Genomic DNA, 17,719 nt, shown 5'->3' with positions numbered 1-17,719 from the left:
GTAGGCGCTCGAGAACTCGATCAAAGGTGCCGTCATCTCGCCAGTCACGAAACCGCTGATACACCGTCGACCAGGGGCCGAACCGCTCTGGCAGGTCGCGCCAGGCAGCACCTGAACACAGGATCCAGAAGATGCCATTGAGCATCAGCCGGTCATCACTGCGTGGCCGCCCCCTCTTCTGCTCAGGCGAAACAACATCTGCAATCAGCTCCCACGCTTCATCCGGGAGTTCGTAACGCTTTGCCATGCGGCCCTCCAGCCCCTCATGGTGCCAATTCTACTCGCTCGGATTTTTCGTACAGAGCCTAGGGCGATCCGGTTACCGGAAGCTGGGCGTAGGCAGTTCCGGTGCACTCGATTCACTCGCGGTGCAGGTTGGCAATGTTTTGCTGGGGAACGGCGCAGATGCGCCCTCCATTGAGATGCTGCTCTTCCCTATAGAAGTACGGTTTCAGGCAAGTCATTCATTCGCTGTGACGGGCAATACTGGCAAAATCTTTCTTGACGGTAAGGAGCTTCCCCCCTGGTGGAGAGCAACTGGACATGAGGGACAGATACTCCGGATTGAGTCTAGCTCTGAAGGAGGCATTGGATACCTCACCATTGGCGGAAAGATAGATATCGAGTCAGTGTTGAGATCTGCCAGCACTGACCTGAAAGGCGGATTTGGAGGGCACCAAGGCAGGATGCTTAAAGCAGGAGATTTGCTCAATATACGATCTGATAAATCATCGGCCACCCATTATAGTTTTGGTGCCTCGCCACCTGGTGAACTTGATAGCGGCATCATCCGGTTTCTCCCGGGGTTCGAAATAGATCAGCTGGCAAAGGAGCATGCTCGCGCTTTCTATGAATCTGTTTGGACCGTTTCTCGGCAGAGCAGCAGAATAGGTTTCAAGCTGGAGGGACCACAACTCCAGTTTTCTGACCCCATTGAACTGCTCTCGTACGGAGTACTGCCTGGTTTGATCCAACTACCACCGGGTGGACAGCCGATAGTGCTGCTTGCTGACGCCCAAACATCGGGTGGCTATCCTCGGCTGGGGTCAGTCATTTCAAGCGATCTGCGGCTGGTCGCCCAGTCTTCTCCCGGAAAAGCCATACAGTTCCGACAGTGCTCATTTGCGGAAGCAGCCGAGGCGGAGGCCGATGAGCAAGACTATTTAGACCGACTTTCCAATCTTCGCGAGGTCATATGCCCATGAAATTTATGGAGATTAGAGATCTATGTCTAGCGTTCTCGGCCAGTCAGATGAACGAACTTGAGCTGGAAAGTACGACATCCAGAATTCGCTTCTTTAAGGGGTCAACCCATTCCAAGGGACCCTCGCCTAGAGTGTCACCAGACCTATCACAAGAGCTACTCGCCGGCGCAATTGGCATACCAGACTCTGTTGTGACCAGTCCAGGGGTTGGAAGGTTTTTACCTTGCCATCCCGCCAGACGCGATGATGTCTACGGACCAGATCGCTCTGTTTCGAGCGGTGAAACAGTAGGATTTATCCAGGTAGGTTTCCTGCTTTTCCCCGTCGAGAGTCGGTTTGATGGAGTGATCCATGAGATTCTGGTGGATCCCGGCGCTTCCGTAGAGTACGACACTGCTCTGTTCAAGATTCGCTGCCAAGGAGCAGAGGAATGAAGTTTATAGATTTGAATTCAGATATGGGTGAGAGCTACGGCCCATACACCATGGGGAATGATGCCGCGCTTCTGGAAATCGTGACGTCTGCCAATGTGGCGTGTGGTTTTCACGCTGGTGATCCGCTGGTGATGAGAGACACTGTCACCAAAGCTCTAAAAGAAAACGTGGGAATCGGCGCACACCCAGGGTTCATGGACCTCTGGGGCTTCGGCCGCCGTCAGATACCTGGACAATCGCCTGCAGACGTAGAGCAAATCATTGCATATCAGATCGGAGCACTGCAGGCGGTCACGAAACTCCACGGAGGTCGGGTAACGCATTTCAAAGCACATGGTGCGCTTGGAAACATGGCAGCCGTGGACGAGGAGCTTTCTCAGGCTATCGTCAATGCTGTTAAAGCAGTGGACCCTGACATGATATTTGTCATCCCTCCCTATAGTCTCACAGAGCGGGTGGCTGAACGGGCCGGCTTGAGAGTTGCGCGAGAGATCTTCGCGGACAGGGCTTATGACGACAGTGGATACCTTCTGTCACGCAAGCATCCGGGAGCGGTCATTCATGATCCTGATGTTGCTGCGCAACGCGTACTGGAGATGGTCGAGACCAATCACATTACAACTGTGAGTGGGGCCCGTTTGCCAGTGCATATCGACAGCATTTGCGTACACGGAGATTCGCCGGAGTCCGTAAAGATGGCCGCTACTATCAAGCGTTGTTTGCAAGCAAATGGTTGGACCCTCCAAGCACTCACCAACCGAGACGGTTTGTAGCATTACCTACAGCAGCGTGTAGCGCTTCGCCCATGAAGCGCTACACGCTGCTGTAGGAGGCGTGTTTGGAGGGTTAGGCCGCAATAACTGCAATTTCAATCAGCATATTTTCATAGCGCAAATTCGCTTCTACGGTTGCGCGTGCAGGCACATGTCCCTGTGGGACCCATGCCGCCCAAACCGCGTTCATGGCATCAAAGTCCCGGCCTATGTGCTTCACCCAGACCTGAGCCGATACGATCCGTTTTTTATCCAGACCTACTGACTCAAGGTAATGGTCGATTTTCTTCAGTACCTGAGCAGTCTGCCCCGCCATGTCTTGGGTAAGATCGTCGGGGGTCTGGCCGCCAACAAAAGCAAAGCCGTTGGCCCGAACAACACGAGCGTTGATAGTGTTTTGCTCAAAGCGTTCGATCGTGGACATGCACAAGCTTCCTAGTTCGCCGAATGACTAAAGCGGTTGTAGTCGAAAGGTTTGATATCAATTGGTGGCTCGCGCCCGTCGATGAGTGATGACACACACTGTGCGGTTATAGCCGAAGTTGTCAGACCGTTGTGCGCGTGGCCGAACGCATAAAACAGGCCTGGTTGGCTGGCTACCTTGCCGATCGCCGGCAGTCCGTCCGGTAGCGAAGGCCTGACACCCATCCAAGGCTGTCCGGGGGCAGCGGTGAGTCCCGGAATGTACTGCTTCGCCAATTGCTGGAGCATGTGTGAGCGCTGCATGTTTGGCGGTGCGTCGGGACGGCAGAACTCTGCGGTTCCCGCGAAGCGCAGTCCTTTATCCATTGGGGTGGCCGCGAAGTAGGCCTCTCCGAAAACCACCGGGCGGCTCAGACTCACGCCTGGCTCCGACATCATTAGGTGATACCCACGTTCAGCAACCAGCGCCGATTTGAAACCATGCCTCTGGAGCAACCTGTCGGTAGAATGCCCTGTCGCCATAACCACCTTGGCAGCTGATAATCGCTGACCTGGCAGCACAACCTGAAGGATGCTATTCAAGTCCGTCTCTACCCCTAGAAAGGCAGATTGCAAGAATTGGGCGCCGTTCTGGAGCAAATATCTGAAATAGTGCAGACCTAGCTCTTTAGGGTCACTGCACCGTCCAGACTCAGGAAAATACAACCCGCCTATAACGTTGTCCGCAAGCGCTGGTTCCAAAGCCCGCGCGTCCGCGCCATTCAAAATTTTTACCGAGATCCCATGCTTTTCCCAGTAAGGCAAAGCCTGGAGCTTTGCCTTGAATGCCGCCTCGGAACGGTACACATGCAATCCACCGTTACGTGTAATGAGATGGGCTGCCCCGGTGGCACCGGCAAGCTGATTGATACTGTCTTGGGACCGTATGATGAGGCTGGAAAGCGCGCTCATGACCTTCGCGTAAGGAGCTGGTTTTAGTACGTTCACTGCCCGCATTGACCAGGGGATCATCCGATTTAGGTAGGCGGGCTTAATGACGAGCGGTCCATCTTTCGAAAAGAGTAATTTAGGGAGCTGGCGAAGGAGATCCGGAGTCGCAGGAGGAAATATATTGGCTTCCGAGAAATAACCAGCATTTCCCGCAGAACAGCCAGTCATAGGGTCGTTTTGATCAATCAGAGTGATTTGATAGCCCTCAAGCTGAAGGCGCAGAGCTATGGATAAGCCCACAATGCCAGCGCCTACCACCACAATTCGTCTGCTATCCGATCCGGATGTAACACTCATTAGGTAGCTCTCAATGGCTTCGCAAATCTGAAATAAAGGCTTGGGCGCGCGCATGCTGGGGCGCCGAGAAGAAGGCAGAAGGCTCGGCCTCTTCCAAAATCGCCCCTTTGTCCATGAACCAAATTCGGTCTGCTACTTCTCGGGCAAAATTCATCTCATGGGTTACACACACCATGGTCATTCCTTCTCTGGCCAGCTCCTTCATCACAGCCAGTACTTCTCCCACCATTTCGGGGTCGAGCGCGCTAGTAGGCTCATCGAAGAGCATTACCGGAGGATCCATTGCCAGCGCCCGGGCGATTGCGACACGCTGTTGCTGTCCGCCCGACAGTTGCTGTGGATATGCTTCGGCCTTGTGAGCCAGGCCCACTCGATCCAGAAGGGACATCGCTTTAGACTTCGCTTCAGCTTTGCTTTGATGCCGCACCGTAAGAGGTGCCAAGCAAATATTCTCCACCACGGACAAATGAGGGAAGAGATTGAACTGCTGAAAAACAAAACCTACTTGGGCTCGGAAACTATTGAGATCCATCCCTTTGGCATGAACATCTTGACCATTCAAATGAATGGTTCCGCCCTGGATTTCCTCGAGGCGATTGACCGTCCGGATTAGCGTCGACTTGCCAGAACCTGACGGACCGCACACCACCACAACCTCACCCTGAGCAACCTGCGCAGTGACCTCCACAAGCGCTTGGTATTCCCCGTACCACTTATTGACTTTCGAGAATTTGATCATTTACTTTATTCCCCTTCGGAGATTTCAAGCCTAGGCGTTTGCGCGTGATTTGCCGTTCGGCAAGTTTGGCAAGTTGTGTTAGGCAGAAGCACAAGATGTAATAGGTGAGGGCCAGGATCGCAAATACTTCAAAAGGCTTTGTGAGCAGCTGGGTGTTGATCTGGTTCGCAGAGAAAGTCATTTCCTGAACGCTGATAACGTAACCAATCGAGGTTTCTTTAATCAGGGAAACAAACTGGCTGATCAAGCTAGGAACCATGTTGTATAACGCTTGTGGCAATACAACCTTGATCATCGTTTTTCTATAGCTCATCCCCAAAGAACGTGCGGCTTCGATTTGTCCTGCAGGTACAGACTCGATACCTGCCCTGACCACCTCTGAAAGATAAGCCGCCTCATAGATCACCAGCGTACAAATCAATGCGGTAAACCCGCTCACATTCTGGCCTACTAATACTGGTACGAGGAAATAGCTCCAGAATACGAGCATGACCAGCGGTAAGCCGCGAACGACATAGACTAAAACTGTCGATGGAATGTTTAATATTTTATAAGGGGAAATCCTGCAAAACGCCAATACGACGCTTAATGGAAACGCTATAACCAGTCCCAGAATCGATAGGATCAGCGTCAGTGCAAGCCCACCTAAGGCCCCCTGAGGGTATTGGCCGACTAAAAGTTGCTGCCAGTTACTGGCAATAATCTCGAACATACCTACCTCGTCGGAATACGGGTTCGGTGGGCGACGTAGCTTCCCAGCGACATGAGCGCGAGCGACACAACCAGATAGAAAAGGGTCGCAATAGAGTAAGACTGAAAGGTTAGGAATGTCTGGTTTTCAATGTCCCTAACCGCATACGTCATCTCGGCTGCGCCCACTGCCATCGCCAAGCTAGTATTCTTGAATAGGAGCACGGTGTGGTTGATAAACGGTGGTGCGCACATTCTCAGGGCTTGAGGGATGATCACGTATCGCATGGATTTAAAGTAACTCAAACCAAGTGAGCGGGAGGCCTCATGTTGACCATGAGGTATAGCTCGTAGTCCGCTGCGAATATCCTCGGAGTAATAAGCGGCCATGCATAATCCAATCGCAATGGCGGGGTAGATAAATTCTGATCCAAAATAATTCAAAGAATGCTGCATGAAGCCTGGAAGGACATTTGAGACGCCGAAGTACCAAAGCAGTATATGAACTAGCATTGGAACGTTTTGTTGATAGGAGACATACGCGGCGACCAAACGCTCACAGACTTTATTTCCGGAAACCCGCAGCATTGCAAGGCAAATTCCAAGAATCACCGCCAAGGCAAAGCTAAACAGCGTCAGCCATGTCGTCAGCAACAATCCTTGAAGTAAAATGTCTCCATAGGGTTCAGTAAATAACGTTAGGACAGATTTAAAAAAATCAGGCACAGGGATTCTCCGAGCACGGGGCTTACGCCCCGGCTACGCAATCTACAGGAGATCAGAGTTTGATCGGCTCGACTTTGAAAGTCCGGTCCATGTGGTAGACACTGTCCTTGCCGAGCCACTTGTCGAAAATGGTCTGAGCTTCGCCTGTACTTTCCATTTCGTTCAGCGCTTTGTTTACAGCGGCTAACAACTGGGGCTCATCCTTTTTGAGGCCGAGACCCCATTGTTCCTGACCCAAGGGAGCATCAATCACCTTCAATGTAGCTTCCGTACCCAGCTTGACGATGAACCGACGTAGCATCGCTTCGGTTAATCCAAATCCGTCAACTTTACGCTGCGTCAGAGCCATGAAAGCGGAAGGAGCATCGTCATAGCTAACGATTTTTGCGCCGGGAATCGTCGCCCTAACAAAATTCTGCGTGCTGGAACCTTTGATCGAGCTAATCCGCTTGTCGTTTAAGTCAGCCAACGAATCCAAACCGCTATCCTGTTGGACGGCGAGTTTTTGCAGGGACAGAAAGTACGAATCTGAGAAGGCAATCTGTGTGGCACGGGCGGGGGTGTACCCGAGTACCGCCGCTAGTATGTCTACGCGTCCTTGGTTGAGCTCCGGGATACGCGCGTCGAGAGACAGCTGACGGAGCTCCGCCTTCACACCCAGCTGCTTCGCAACACCTTTGCAGAAGTCGACATCGTAGCCCACCACCTCACGAGTCTTCGGATCTATGGAGCCAAACGGATCCAAAGTACTCAACACCCCACATACAAGGGTTCCGCGAGTTTTGATGTCAGCAAGCTGGTCGGCATGAACCGCAGCGCTAAAGGTTGATGCGAGCAATGCGAATGCGGCGACTCGGCCAAATGTGACAATTTTCATTGTGAACCCTCGTATTTGTGTTGAGCAGATGAAAGATCTTTTGCTCGAGCTTTTTTATCGTGGGGTGCTCGGTGAGACATTTGTACCGCCGAAAATAAAGTAGACAAAGGGATATTTTATGAAGTAAAACTATTCCAAAATAGTATGAGTCACCCTATGGCCACCTTGAAACAGCTCCGGGCGCTGGTCACAATTGTTGACCTAGGTACGTTTGAAGCGGCTGCGCAGCGGCTGGGCATCGCGCAATCAGCGATATCAAGACAAATTCAAGACCTAGAAGAATGGTTCGGTTTCGCGCTTTTTGATCGATCGGGACGGGCAGCTAGAACCACGCTTGAGGCCGGTGAGGTGATAGACCAGGCACGGCGAGTACTTCTGCAATATGACGCGCTCGAAAGCACCCTTATGAACGACGAGGTACTTAGACGAAATCTGCGCATTGGAATCACGGAGCTGAGCGCGTTGACATGGTTGCCACGCTTTGTCGCTACGATGGCTGAGAGATACCCGAAGGTTCGGGTAGAGCCTGAGGTAGAGCTGAGTGTTCGGCTCAAAGACAATCTGATCAACGGGCAGCTCGATCTGATCGTCGTGCCTGATGCTTTTAGCCATAACGGGGTGATCAAGTCCCCCTTGGGCGAGGTGGTAAACGGATGGTATGCAGCACCGTCCCTTGAACCGCCTAGTGGCATTGTTGAGTTAAAGGATCTTAGTAGTTTCACATTATTGGCGCAGGGAACCCTCTCAGGCTCAGGTGTGCTGATGGAGGAATGGCTGTCCACTCAGCAACTTAAGCCCGCTAGCTCGATACCCAGCAATAGTCTGGTTGCGCTGATCGGGCTCACAGTCTCAGGCTTAGGCATAAGCTACCTCCCTCACTGTATTGCTTCGGGGTTTGTCGAGGGAGGAAGGCTATGCGAGATCCGAACTGAACCACCACTACCGTCGGTAAACTACGTGTCTTTGATTCGCGCTGATGTCTACAGCCCTTTCTATCGTGCAGTGGTCCAGATAGCTAAAGCGGCATGCCAATTCTCTGAGCCGTTTATGGGCGCAACATCTTGCGCTCATCAGCGAGGACATGTTGATGCCTAACATTAAGCAAATTGAGACGTTCTACTGGACCACAAAACTGGGGACACTTAACCGAGCCGCTAGCCGACTTTTTATTACCCAGTCGGCAGCGACGAAACGTCTGCAGGAGTTAGAACGCCAGTCGTCATCTCCTCTTTTTGAGGCGAATGGTCAAAAAAACAACTTAACGGCTAAAGGTCGGGAAGTACTGGCTAGCTGCGAGGCTTTGTTGCAGGCCGTCAACAAATTAAATGATTTGCGCAAGTCAGCACCTCATGTAGCTCGGACAGTCCGAATGGGCATTACAGAGCTAGCCACGCTTACATGGTTCACTTCATTCGTAGAGCGTGTCAAAGCCGTTTATCCTGATGTCGCGGTACACCCCGAAGTTGATATGTCTGCCACACTTCAGGAAAAACTCCTAAGTGGTCAGCTTGACATCGTGGTGCTAACGGAAGAGTACCTAACTCCCGCGATGGCCTCTCTTTACCTGCAAAACGTGGAGTTTGCCTGGTTGACGACGCCTGGTAGCCCGCTTTCAGGAAGGACAGTTACCATCCCAGAGCTCGCCAAAGTGCCCATCATTTTGCAGGGGCCTCTTTCAGCGCTAACCATCCGCTGTGAATCGATACTCGCCGAAGCCGGGGTAGACTTTGATCGCGTATATGGTAGCAACAGCTTGTTTGCGCTGAAGGGCTTGGTGCGTGCAGGCCTGGGTACGAGTTGTATGCCCAAAGAGCTATTTCAGTCTGAAATCGATTCAGGGAAACTGGAGACGGTCATGACTGATCCACCAACTCCATCGGTCAAATATTACGCAGCATTCATGCGACAAAATCATGCAGCACTAGGCTATGCAATCGCAGACTTAGCAAAAAAATGCTGTTGAGTACGATTCGCAATAATGATCGCCTGCCATCTTACAGGTTGAGCTCAACGCGCTCGACCGCCTGTCCGAAGCTGGATAAGGGCTAAGGTAGCTAATCCTCCGATAGTCACAGCCAGTAAAGAGACCCCAAACTCCATCCCCCAGAAATCAATCAAATATCCCGCCATCACTGGGATGGCGCCGGCAGGTACGTAGCCCCCTATATTGAATACTGCGTTAGCTTCAGCCCTGCGGGATGCGGGAACATTTTCAGCGATGAGTGTCAGTCCGCCTAGTTGACCTAAGCCCTGACCAGCCCCGGCGAGCAGAGCTGAAAGCACAAGCCAGACGGCTGACCCCATCTCCAATGAAGTTAATACAAATATCATCGAGAGTACGGTTGCGACACCGCTGCCAATAAAAACATCATGGCTGGCGAACCTCTTAGCTGCGAATTGCACACCCATCGCTGTCAGAAACATAGCGAACGCCATGCAGCCGGAGATGAGGGGGTTGTTAGTACCTACAAATGTACCTATCAGCTTGGGCCCAAGAGAAAGAATGAAGGATGTAGATGTAATACCTGGTCCGAAAAATGTAACGCCCACTATCACGAGGGCGACATTCGGCTTAGGAATACTTGGCAGGCGCAGCTTGATAGGTCCAAACCCAGTTCTATTATTCCCCTGAAAGAGCAACACGATAAACGCGAGGCATAACACCCCGATCTCAATTCGAAAGACAATATGAATCGGAGACGGAAAATACTGGGCGACGACCCCCGCTAGAAGTGGTCCAGTTCCTGCTCCTGCTACCATCGCAACGGACGCCATAAGTGATGCAAACTGCTTTTGGTGCGGCAGGGCGTGTTCGACCACATTCGCCATCCCTCCCGAGACTACTAGACCGACTGATACGCCAGTAAGGAAGCGTGCCAGCAGGAGCGCGCCAATACTGGAGGCATTGTCGAACAGAACAGCGGCAATGATAGCGAGGCCTACACAGGGTACCAAGAGGGCTTTTCGGCCGAAATGGTCAGACAACTGCCCAGCAATTGTTAAGGTCATTAGCAAGCCTGCTATATAACAGGCAAAGATCACTGTGAGCACGCCAGAAGTGAAGCCAAGTGACTGCTGCCACATACCGTAAAGGGGAGTGGCGGCATTCGAAAGCATGAAAATTGCGGTTACGATCCAAGCCGTGCGATACACGGCGAGCGAGCTTCCGACAGATAATTCGCTGTTCATCTAATGAGTCTCTCTGCGGCATAAATCAGATGACGTCAGAGTAGAGTAAGGCATCGCGAGTGGATATTAGTGAGTTGTGCAAATGGGCTGTGCAAAAATTCACATCTCAATCAGTTCAGCGCGCCCCTCAATAACAAAATCTAGAACCGCCCTGATTTTCGAGGAATTTCTGAGGTCTTCATGGAACGCTAGCCAGACTGGGAGATCTAGTGGTTTGCTTTCCATCAAAACCTTAGAAAGCCCATACTCCTTGCCAAGGAAATCTGGTAACAATACCAAGCCGGCATGGCTTGTAGCGGCTAAGGCCTGAATGCGTAGGTCATTACTAGTGACTGCAAGCTTCCTGCCGTTGAGGTGGTTGAGGATCCATTGCTGTTGCTCAGAATCTTTCATACTACGGTCGTAGCCGATGAACTCATGTTCATTGGCGGTATGGCTAGTGAGGTAGAATGCGCTTCCGTAAAATGAAAACTGCAAAGAACCTAGATTTTTAGCTACAACATTTTGCTCATGCGGCTTGACAAATGTAATAGCTATATCGGTTTCTTTTCGTGCTAATGAACCCGTTGATTTAGCCCCAACCAGTTTAAGTTCTAAGAGAGGATGCCTTTGGCGCAACAAGCCAAGCCTCCTTGCTACGAAATAACCGAGATACGCTGGCGGCGCAGAGAGTATGACCTCTCCTTCAATTCGATTATCCTCTCCAGCGGCGAAGCGCTTCAGGGCGAGCGATGCTGACTCCATCTGTGCTGCGTATTCGCAGACTCTGCGGCCATCATCTGTAAGCTCGTAGAAACGTCCTCTCCTGTCAACGAGTTTCAACTTAAGAGATGCCTCAAGTGTCGCGATTCGCCGAGCGACAGTTGCATGCTCAACGCCTAGGGATCTCGCAGCCAAAGCTAGGGACCCTTTGCGGGCGAAGGCAGAGAAAAATCGAAGACTGTCCCAATCAAGCATGATTAACCTTCAGAGATCGGCATGGTAGATGAAAATGCTCGAACCACTAGCTTACCGAATTGAGAGCGGTTCGCGACCAGTTGCTATTGATAGCAGCCATTGAAGGTAGTTTAGCAAAGAGGATATTCGTTGAGGTACCGAGGCGTTTCAACCACCAAGCTATGCCTCGCCACTACGTGCTGGTGTTTCGCGCGAGCTTCTAGGCGACAAATTAAATTGCTTTGGGCGTAATATGCCCATTCGCGAAGGTTTTCAAAAATAGGCCTCCTTGATTGCTATGCAACGCTCCAGCACCGAACACCGTGGTCGCCTGAGTCGAGTGTACGGTGTCCCGGCTGCTTCGGTCTGGCACCGAGTTCCAATTTGATTCCGTTGCCTCTACAGCGTAAGCGTGGAGGTGGATGACCCCGCGAAGCTACGAAGGGTTCCATAGCGAGAAAAGGTTCGCTATGGACATTGTTGTACCCACTGTCCATGAAACCTAATCTTCATCATGGACATCACCCATCCCCCTTCGAGGTCCCGTAGTCCGGGGCCTTTAAAAAATGTCCATAAAAAGCTTGTGCCGTGTACCCCTGTGGAAACGAGGAGTGCTCGCGTCGCTGATTACGACGGAGTGTCCATTTACAGCGCCTGCTACTAATCGTCTAATCGTCATTGGCTTACCTTTAAAACCCTGTGGTGGCCCGCGTCGCAGTTCCGATGACCGCAGCCACAAGAAAAGTGATTCTGCCGTCGGCTTTGCTAACAGTCCGCAGGCAGCTTGGTACGACATGCGTTGACGGCGGCCCAGCTTCTTTTCGAGCAGTCGCTGGAGTCCAAAAAGAGCAGTCGACCGCTCGTTAACCTCCAGCTCAATGTCAGCCGACAGGCTTTTTCTGGGCTTCATAGCTGTTCACAAATTGCGGCGACATTGCCTTCAACCTGTCCATGTCGATCCGACCGGACCTCGAGATGTAGCTCATGGCAAAGTCCCAAGTGGGCATTTTTAGGTGCTCTTCAAATTCCTCGTACCAACCTGAGCTACGGCGGGATGCCTTGAGCAATTTGTCCACAATGGGTTTTCTTCCCGCCTCGAATGCACTCAATGCATCTGCGATGCTCGTAGGGATCAGTGTTTTGTCCTGGCCGGTATGAAGCTTTACGACTGTATTTCTTTGTTATCTAGGATTCGTGTGCCAGGCAGCCAGAACTTTATTCCTGTGATTCGCGAAGTAGGACTTTGGCGCTCGCACGGTCTAGCGTTTCGTATAGTTTCAGTGGGTCTATTGGGCTAGCTTCTGCGAAATCGTTGAGCTTGGAATTAAAGTTGACCATTAAAACATCCCTTCCTGACTTACTAGGATACCAAGCACTGACTACGGGATGAGCAGGTCTGGTATCGCGTTGCGATGCTCGGCATCCCTGCCTGATTAATGACCTAACCTGCCGTGCGAGACAGCGGTTTGCCATGGTGGCCGCCTAGGTCGCGATAGTTGGCGCTTAAGTAGGGGGGGCAGTGGGGTGATAGCCTGGAGATGTGTCAATCTTCGAGGGGTGGTGCGCTCGGTACGGGGGGCGGAAGATGTCAATCCTACGGTACCCAGATGCCGTTTTTTGTCAATGAGCCGCAGGAAGGTTGACTGTCAATGCCTTATGCGGGAAATCGAGCACTAGCACCGATTTTGCTAAGGTCTCCGGTGTCAACACGTCACAGCGGTAGGTGATAGCAACCACTACTGGCCGGACGATCCGCTGGTCGCCGAACCGACCGCGCGGGCCAAGCCGCGCGGTCGGTGACCACAGCTTGGCGCCGCCAGGTGCTACGTTCGGCGTTGCGGATCGAGTGGATCGGCGACTCCGTGCTGTCGACCGGCCGTTTTGACTAGCGCTTGACGACCCGTCGATGACAATCGGCCGGGGTCAGCACCTTGCCCGGCTTGGAGCGTACGGCGATGGTTTCTACCGGCTCCGATGAATCATTGTCGAGCAGCACCGAGTAGCTCTCGCCTTTTTTGAACAGGTAACGCTCCCCCCACTGGCGCATGCTGACGACGATGGGAAACACCGCACGCCCCATATCCGTCAGCACATATTCCTTGTAGGCACTGCCGTCGGATGCCGGCTGGATGTCGAATATGCCCAACTCGACGAGCATTTTGAGCTTGACCGAGAGGATGTTCTTGGCAAGCCCAAGACGCTTCTGAAAGTCACTGAAGCGGCGAACGTCGTCGAACGCATCGCGGATGATCATCAGTACCCAGCGATCTCCGATTGCTTCAAGCGTGCGGGCGACCGGGCATTCACTCTGCGCCAGTAATTGCTGTTTGGCCATGGGGCTCCTGGAGGCGGGTCAGTATTCGGTAGGCAGAGGGACGGGTTCTAACGTCAGACAAAAATGCTTGGTGCATGTGGTTGTATTTCACAACCTCCTTTGATAAAAAGAAATCAGCTGGTTTTATTTTGAAACCAGATTTCTAAGGATGGAGTGATGTCATTCAAGCCCCATGCCCCGGTAAAGATGGACAGCGAAGCCGAAAAATTCAGCGGTGGGCACCCGCAAGTCCCTCAAGCCCGGGGCACCTCCAACCTTAGTCGCTACCAGACTTTTCTGTTTGCCATTACCTGCGCCATGGCGGTCGCAAACATCTATTTCGCCCAGCCATTGCTGGAATCGATGGCTGTCAGTCTGGCGGTTTCGCCGGGCACGATAGGTGTCGTAGTGACCGCGACACAAGCGGGTTACGCCATCGGCTTGTTGTTCATCGTTCCGCTGGGGGACTTGCTCAATCGCAAGAAGCTTATCCTTACCCAAATGCTGCTGTCGGCTCTGGCCTTGGGTGCAGTTGGCTTGTCGCAAGATTGGGGCATGTTGCTCGGCGCGATGGTGCTCGTGGGCCTGATGGCGGTCGTGGTGCAAGTGGTCGTTGCCTATGCCGCTGCGCTGGCGAGTCCGGAGCAGCGTGGCGAAGCCGTCGGCACCGTGACCAGTGGCGTGGTGTTGGGAATTCTGCTGGCCCGCTTTGTCTCCGGTGCACTGGCTGATCTGGCCGGCTGGCGCGGCGTTTACCTTGTCTCAGCCGTCCTGATGGTAGGCATGGCATTGGTGCTTATGCGCACCATGCCTGCCTCCACCACGCCATCGGCAAAGGGCAGCTACTGGCAATTGCTGCGATCAGTGTTCCAGTTGTACCTGACCGAACGCACCTTGCGTGTCCGGGGCACCTTCGCTCTGCTGATCTTCGCCGCGTTCAGTGTGTTGTGGACATCGATGGTACTGCCGCTCAGCGCGCCACCCTTGTCGCTGTCACATACCCAGATTGGTTTGTTCGGCCTCGCCGGGGTGGCCGGCGCGTTGGCAGCGGCACGGGCCGGACGGCTCGCTGATCAAGGGTTCGGCAACCGCACCACGGGCTTCGCATTGGCACTGTTGACGTTGTCCTGGCTGCCAACGGCGCTCGTTGAGCACTCATTATTAGGCTTGGTGGTGGGTGTAGTGTTATTGGATTTCGCCGTGCAAGCCGTCCATGTAACTAATCAGAGCCTGATCTTTGCCGCACGACCCGGTGCGCAAAGCCGATTGTTGGGCGCATACATGTGCTTCTATTCGGTGGGTAGTGGCTTGGGAGCAATAGTCGCTACCTATACTTATGCGCACTTTGGCTGGGTCGCCGTTTGTATGTTGGGCGCCGCCATTAGTGGAACCGCCTTGCTGTACTGGCTCTACCTGGGGCTGACGTCAAAATAACTGTCCAGTATTAGATGTTCACGATCGTACGTAAACGAGTTGGCGTGAGTCAGCTGGGCTGTCACGCATTTTTTAATATCAGCTGAGGTCAATATGGCGTTGCATACACTCATTATTGAGTCGCATCAACTTGAGTTTCAATTGCCGGTCAACTCGCCTATTACCGATATCGAGTGGGAAGTCGGTGGCAAGAATGTGATCCCGCTAGGCTGTCGCGTCGGGGCCTGCGGCGCCTGTTTGATAAAAGTCACATCGGGTCTAGAGGCGTTAAATTCGAGGGGTGATGATGAAGAAGCGTTTATCGAAGTGCTGGGCTACACCGGTGAAGAGTACCGTCTGGCGTGCCAGTGCTTGATAAGAGGTGAGTTAGCCATTGAAGTTGTTGGCTGATGGCTACAGTTGATGTCGGTTGATTTATTAATGCGTTAAAAATAACCCAAGACAGAGGCATAGATTATGCTTAACCGTGTAAAAAATGTTGGCTATGGTGATCGCACTCCTTTCCTCAATGCTGCCGCGTCGTTGAATCTGCGTGGGGAAATCGACCGGCTTATCGATACACAAGTGGAGCAATGGTACGCAACCGTGCCTCAAGCCGCTCACTTGGAAGGTAAAAAGGTCGACAGCGCTTACTACAAACGTCATCTGATCGAAACCGCCTGGCGCATTCGCTTGCTGCGCGTGGCTGAAGCGAAAGCCCTAGTCGATGTAGCCAAAGTCAGCCCGGAGGCTGCACAGATCTGGGCCCACTACGAACAGGAGGAAATGCTCCATGACGACCTGTTCATTCAGGATCTGGAGCGTGTCGGCGTCAGTCGCGAAGAGTTCCTGGCCACCGAACCGTACCTGTCCACCAAATTGCTGGCGGGCTTCTTTTCCTACCTGCTGGACCACGAAGGCCCACTGGGCGTGATTGCCTATTCCTATCTGGTCGAGTACGTGAACGTGAAGCTAGAACCACGCAAGCTCGAAGCCCTCAAGGCGTCGGTTGGCGAGAAAAACATAGTCGGTCAGGTTTCCCATTCTCACACGGATATCAACGATGACCATCCGGGTGAAGTCTGGGCCGCTCTACGCTTCCTGATCAAAGGTGAGCAGGACATCGAAGCCTTGAAACGCTATCTGGCCGAGCATCAGAAAATTCTCGCCATGTACTTCAGCGAGCTGTACGTCGACACCCTGGCCAAGCCGCAAGGCAAGGCGGCGTAAGCCATGGAGCAGGCAATGAATTCAAATCGACCCGGAGTTCTTATCCTGAGCCACTGCGGCTTTTCTTTCCTGGAGGACTTGAAGGAGGAGCTGCAGCGTCGCCAGCTCCGGTGTTTCGTACTGACTTCATTGCCGCTTCCGGAACACGTGCCGGTCCGTTTGGAACAGATTCAGAGCTGGGCGGACCGACTCTACATCGCAGACTCTCATCAATTGAAACGGGATGATGTAAACAATGCACTCCAGACGCTGCACAAGTCCGGCGAGCAAGTCACCTGCTGCATCAGTGTTTGGGAGGGTTATCGACACCTGATGGCCTCAGCCAACGCAGCGCTCGGAACGTATGACATGGTTGCCCGACAGGCATTTGCATTACGCAACAAGCTTGAAGTGCGCAACCAACTCGCCGAGGCAGGCTTATCGCAAGCCAATGCCTATGCATTGACTGCACCGGCGCTAAAAATGCTGCAGGCGCAGCACCAGCGCTACTTCATCAAACCAATCCACGGAATCGCTTCGTATGCGGCGTTTCCCATGCGTAAGGACACCACCTGGAAATCACTCGAGGAGCTGCGCAAGGATTCGTTCGAGGACACGGTGTATGCCTCGGCATTCAACGACGGCTTGCAGTTCATGGCTGAGAATTACATTACCGGCCAGGAATTCAGTTTCGAGACGCTATTAGTCGATGGCCAGGCGTATGTCGTGGCCGTCCATGAAAAATACGAAGTGACCGAGACCGCTGACACGGTGCTGGAAGACAGCTGCACCACGCCACCGGCGAGCCTTGATCAGGCGCAAATTGCGGCGGGCTTGCAGTGGCTGAAGAACGTGTTGAGTTGCCTGGATCTCAAGTGGGGCTGCTACCATATTGAAGCGCGTTTCACCGGGCAATACTGGGACCTGATCGAGATCAATCCGCGCGTTGGCGGGAGCTTGATTTCCCATAGTGTCGAAGTAGTCACCCATGCTCTCTCTGTGGCTGGATCTTCTCCTGGCGAGCCAGGACGACGCCTTGCCCCGCGAAGCGCTCGTGCAACGTCTGACCCAAGTTGGCTGGCAGGCGGACGGCAGCAGTGCTCAGACTGGAGCGACTTTCTTCCGGGTTTATTTCGCCAACCCGGGAACGCTGAGTTCAGTCACCCTCAACGATCAGTGCCTGGCGCCTGTGGTGAAACATATCCTGCTCAAAGCAGGCGATGTGATTCCTGCGCATGCCCGCGAAGTGTTTTTGGGCCAATTGCTTTGGACATTCGACCGACGCCATCAGGCAACCGAGCTTGAGCGTCTGGCGCATCTTTCCGCTACGGCGTTGGACATCCGGTACGACGCTGAAAGCCATTGAAATCCCTAGGCTCTGTACGAAAAATACTGGCGCAGACAGCGCAGCGTGCAAGCGAGCGTGACCATCGCCGCGAAACTTTTTGCCAGCTTGTCGTAGCGAGTGCCGATCCTGCGACTCTCCTTCAGCCAGCCGAACATC

Annotated in this window: 18 protein-coding genes and 1 pseudogene; 8 read left to right on the top strand and 11 right to left on the bottom strand. The window is 53.0% G+C overall.

All coding sequences use genetic code 11. The features are described 5' to 3' along the window. Positions 1-247 (bottom strand): IS5 family transposase (locus tag AR540_RS24720; protein ID WP_059226329.1); only part of this gene is annotated, 247 nt, incomplete at its 3' end. Between AR540_RS24720 and AR540_RS26440 the strand changes: the two genes are divergently transcribed. Both AR540_RS26440 and AR540_RS08735 read left to right on the top strand, forming a co-directional pair. Next, entirely contained in the window at positions 246-1,205 is a 960-nt protein-coding gene (locus tag AR540_RS26440) for a biotin-dependent carboxyltransferase family protein (RefSeq protein ID WP_082706956.1), read from the top strand. The two genes, AR540_RS24720 and AR540_RS26440, sit on opposite strands and share 2 nt — an antisense overlap. Positions 1,206-1,635: 430 nt before the next feature. Then, on the top strand, positions 1,636-2,412 hold the full coding sequence (locus AR540_RS08735; protein WP_059228056.1) for a LamB/YcsF family protein: 777 nt from the start codon (positions 1,636-1,638) through the stop codon (positions 2,410-2,412). A gap of 73 nt (positions 2,413-2,485) precedes the next feature. Here AR540_RS08735 and AR540_RS08730 read toward each other — a convergent pair whose 3' ends face one another. From AR540_RS08730 to AR540_RS08705, 6 genes are read right to left on the bottom strand one after another with little or no spacing between them, the layout of a single operon-like run. Further along, a complete protein-coding gene (locus tag AR540_RS08730) occupies positions 2,486-2,836 on the bottom strand; it encodes a RidA family protein (protein WP_059228054.1) in 351 nt (116 codons plus the stop codon). 11 nt (positions 2,837-2,847) lie between these two features. Next, on the bottom strand, positions 2,848-4,176 hold the full coding sequence (locus AR540_RS08725; RefSeq protein ID WP_082706955.1) for an NAD(P)/FAD-dependent oxidoreductase: 1,329 nt from the start codon (positions 4,174-4,176) through the stop codon (positions 2,848-2,850). Further along, positions 4,133-4,861, bottom strand: a complete 729-nt coding sequence (locus AR540_RS08720; protein WP_059228050.1) for an amino acid ABC transporter ATP-binding protein — start codon at positions 4,859-4,861, stop codon at positions 4,133-4,135. Before AR540_RS08720 ends, AR540_RS08725 begins: the two co-directional genes overlap by 44 nt. Next, a complete protein-coding gene (locus tag AR540_RS08715) occupies positions 4,836-5,573 on the bottom strand; it encodes an amino acid ABC transporter permease (protein WP_059228048.1) in 738 nt (245 codons plus the stop codon). The genes AR540_RS08720 and AR540_RS08715 overlap by 26 nt, the downstream gene beginning before the upstream one ends. 2 nt (positions 5,574-5,575) lie before the next feature. Then, the gene (locus tag AR540_RS08710; protein WP_059228046.1) at positions 5,576-6,277 is read right to left on the bottom strand and encodes an amino acid ABC transporter permease; all 702 of its coding nucleotides are present in this window, start codon (positions 6,275-6,277) and stop codon (positions 5,576-5,578) included. 52 nt (positions 6,278-6,329) lie between these two features. Beyond that, complete coding sequence (locus AR540_RS08705) at positions 6,330-7,154, bottom strand: ABC transporter substrate-binding protein (protein ID WP_059228045.1); 825 nt, start codon at positions 7,152-7,154, stop codon at positions 6,330-6,332. A gap of 156 nt (positions 7,155-7,310) precedes the next feature. Between AR540_RS08705 and AR540_RS24710 the strand changes: the two genes are divergently transcribed. After that, complete coding sequence (locus tag AR540_RS24710) at positions 7,311-8,249, top strand: LysR family transcriptional regulator (RefSeq protein WP_082706954.1); 939 nt, start codon at positions 7,311-7,313, stop codon at positions 8,247-8,249. Beyond that, the gene (locus AR540_RS24705) at positions 8,242-9,117 is read left to right on the top strand and encodes a LysR family transcriptional regulator (protein WP_082706953.1); all 876 of its coding nucleotides are present in this window, start codon (positions 8,242-8,244) and stop codon (positions 9,115-9,117) included. The genes AR540_RS24710 and AR540_RS24705 overlap by 8 nt, the downstream gene beginning before the upstream one ends. Before the next feature lie 44 nt (positions 9,118-9,161). On the opposite strand, the gene AR540_RS08695 is transcribed toward AR540_RS24705, so the two are convergent. The 3 genes from AR540_RS08695 to AR540_RS08685 all read right to left on the bottom strand — a co-directional run bounded on the left by AR540_RS08695 (position 9,162) and on the right by AR540_RS08685 (position 13,614). Beyond that, positions 9,162-10,343, bottom strand: a complete 1,182-nt coding sequence (locus AR540_RS08695) for an MFS transporter (RefSeq protein WP_059228041.1) — start codon at positions 10,341-10,343, stop codon at positions 9,162-9,164. 99 nt (positions 10,344-10,442) lie between these two features. Then, positions 10,443-11,300 (bottom strand): LysR family transcriptional regulator, encoded by an 858-nt coding sequence (locus tag AR540_RS08690; protein WP_059228039.1) that lies wholly within the window; start codon positions 11,298-11,300, stop codon positions 10,443-10,445. 1,864 nt (positions 11,301-13,164) lie between these two features. Then, positions 13,165-13,614 (bottom strand): winged helix-turn-helix transcriptional regulator, encoded by a 450-nt coding sequence (locus AR540_RS08685; RefSeq protein ID WP_059228038.1) that lies wholly within the window; start codon positions 13,612-13,614, stop codon positions 13,165-13,167. A gap of 156 nt (positions 13,615-13,770) precedes the next feature. Here AR540_RS08685 and AR540_RS08680 point away from each other — a divergent pair, with 156 nt between their 5' ends. From AR540_RS08680 to AR540_RS08665, 4 genes are all read left to right on the top strand, one after another. Continuing rightward, complete coding sequence (locus tag AR540_RS08680; protein WP_059228036.1) at positions 13,771-15,027, top strand: MFS transporter; 1,257 nt, start codon at positions 13,771-13,773, stop codon at positions 15,025-15,027. 93 nt (positions 15,028-15,120) lie between these two features. Further along, positions 15,121-15,417, top strand: a complete 297-nt coding sequence (locus AR540_RS08675) for a 2Fe-2S iron-sulfur cluster-binding protein (protein ID WP_059228034.1) — start codon at positions 15,121-15,123, stop codon at positions 15,415-15,417. 66 nt (positions 15,418-15,483) lie between these two features. Next, positions 15,484-16,236 carry a hypothetical protein gene (locus AR540_RS08670; RefSeq protein WP_059228032.1) on the top strand — a complete coding sequence of 251 codons (753 nt, stop codon included), beginning with the start codon at positions 15,484-15,486 and terminating at the stop codon, positions 16,234-16,236. Positions 16,237-16,239: 3 nt separating this feature from the next. Further along, on the top strand, positions 16,240-17,520 hold the full coding sequence (locus AR540_RS08665) for an ATP-grasp domain-containing protein (protein ID WP_236712033.1): 1,281 nt from the start codon (positions 16,240-16,242) through the stop codon (positions 17,518-17,520). Positions 17,521-17,586: 66 nt separating this feature from the next. Here the strand turns inward: AR540_RS08665 and AR540_RS08660 are convergent. Next, positions 17,587-17,719 (bottom strand): annotated as a pseudogene (locus AR540_RS08660) (IS5/IS1182 family transposase); the annotation flags it as partial.

It is taken from the genome of Pseudomonas sp. EpS/L25, assembly GCF_001512295.1.
In the GTDB taxonomy this organism is placed as follows: domain Bacteria; phylum Pseudomonadota; class Gammaproteobacteria; order Pseudomonadales; family Pseudomonadaceae; genus Chryseomonas.
This window is presented reverse-complemented; position numbering and strand designations above follow the sequence as displayed.

Bases quoted from the DNA above. Each gene is read 5' to 3' on its own strand.
- AR540_RS26440 (WP_082706956.1), top strand. From the start codon at position 246: ATGCGGCCCTCCAGCCCCTCATGGTGCCAATTCTACTCGCTCGGATTT.
- AR540_RS08690 (WP_059228039.1), bottom strand. From the start codon at position 11,300: ATGCTTGATTGGGACAGTCTTCGATTTTTCTCTGCCTTCGCCCGCAAA.
- AR540_RS08685 (WP_059228038.1), bottom strand. From the start codon at position 13,614: ATGGCCAAACAGCAATTACTGGCGCAGAGTGAATGCCCGGTCGCCCGC.
- AR540_RS08735 (WP_059228056.1), top strand. From the start codon at position 1,636: ATGAAGTTTATAGATTTGAATTCAGATATGGGTGAGAGCTACGGCCCA.
- AR540_RS08665 (WP_236712033.1), top strand. From the start codon at position 16,240: ATGGAGCAGGCAATGAATTCAAATCGACCCGGAGTTCTTATCCTGAGC.
- AR540_RS08730 (WP_059228054.1), bottom strand. From the start codon at position 2,836: ATGTCCACGATCGAACGCTTTGAGCAAAACACTATCAACGCTCGTGTT.
- AR540_RS08670 (WP_059228032.1), top strand. From the start codon at position 15,484: ATGCTTAACCGTGTAAAAAATGTTGGCTATGGTGATCGCACTCCTTTC.
- AR540_RS08695 (WP_059228041.1), bottom strand. From the start codon at position 10,343: ATGAACAGCGAATTATCTGTCGGAAGCTCGCTCGCCGTGTATCGCACG.
- AR540_RS08715 (WP_059228048.1), bottom strand. From the start codon at position 5,573: ATGTTCGAGATTATTGCCAGTAACTGGCAGCAACTTTTAGTCGGCCAA.
- AR540_RS24710 (WP_082706954.1), top strand. From the start codon at position 7,311: ATGGCCACCTTGAAACAGCTCCGGGCGCTGGTCACAATTGTTGACCTA.
- AR540_RS08725 (WP_082706955.1), bottom strand. From the start codon at position 4,176: ATGCGCGCGCCCAAGCCTTTATTTCAGATTTGCGAAGCCATTGAGAGC.
- AR540_RS08675 (WP_059228034.1), top strand. From the start codon at position 15,121: ATGGCGTTGCATACACTCATTATTGAGTCGCATCAACTTGAGTTTCAA.
- AR540_RS08705 (WP_059228045.1), bottom strand. From the start codon at position 7,154: ATGAAAATTGTCACATTTGGCCGAGTCGCCGCATTCGCATTGCTCGCA.
- AR540_RS08680 (WP_059228036.1), top strand. From the start codon at position 13,771: ATGTCATTCAAGCCCCATGCCCCGGTAAAGATGGACAGCGAAGCCGAA.
- AR540_RS24705 (WP_082706953.1), top strand. From the start codon at position 8,242: ATGCCTAACATTAAGCAAATTGAGACGTTCTACTGGACCACAAAACTG.
- AR540_RS08720 (WP_059228050.1), bottom strand. From the start codon at position 4,861: ATGATCAAATTCTCGAAAGTCAATAAGTGGTACGGGGAATACCAAGCG.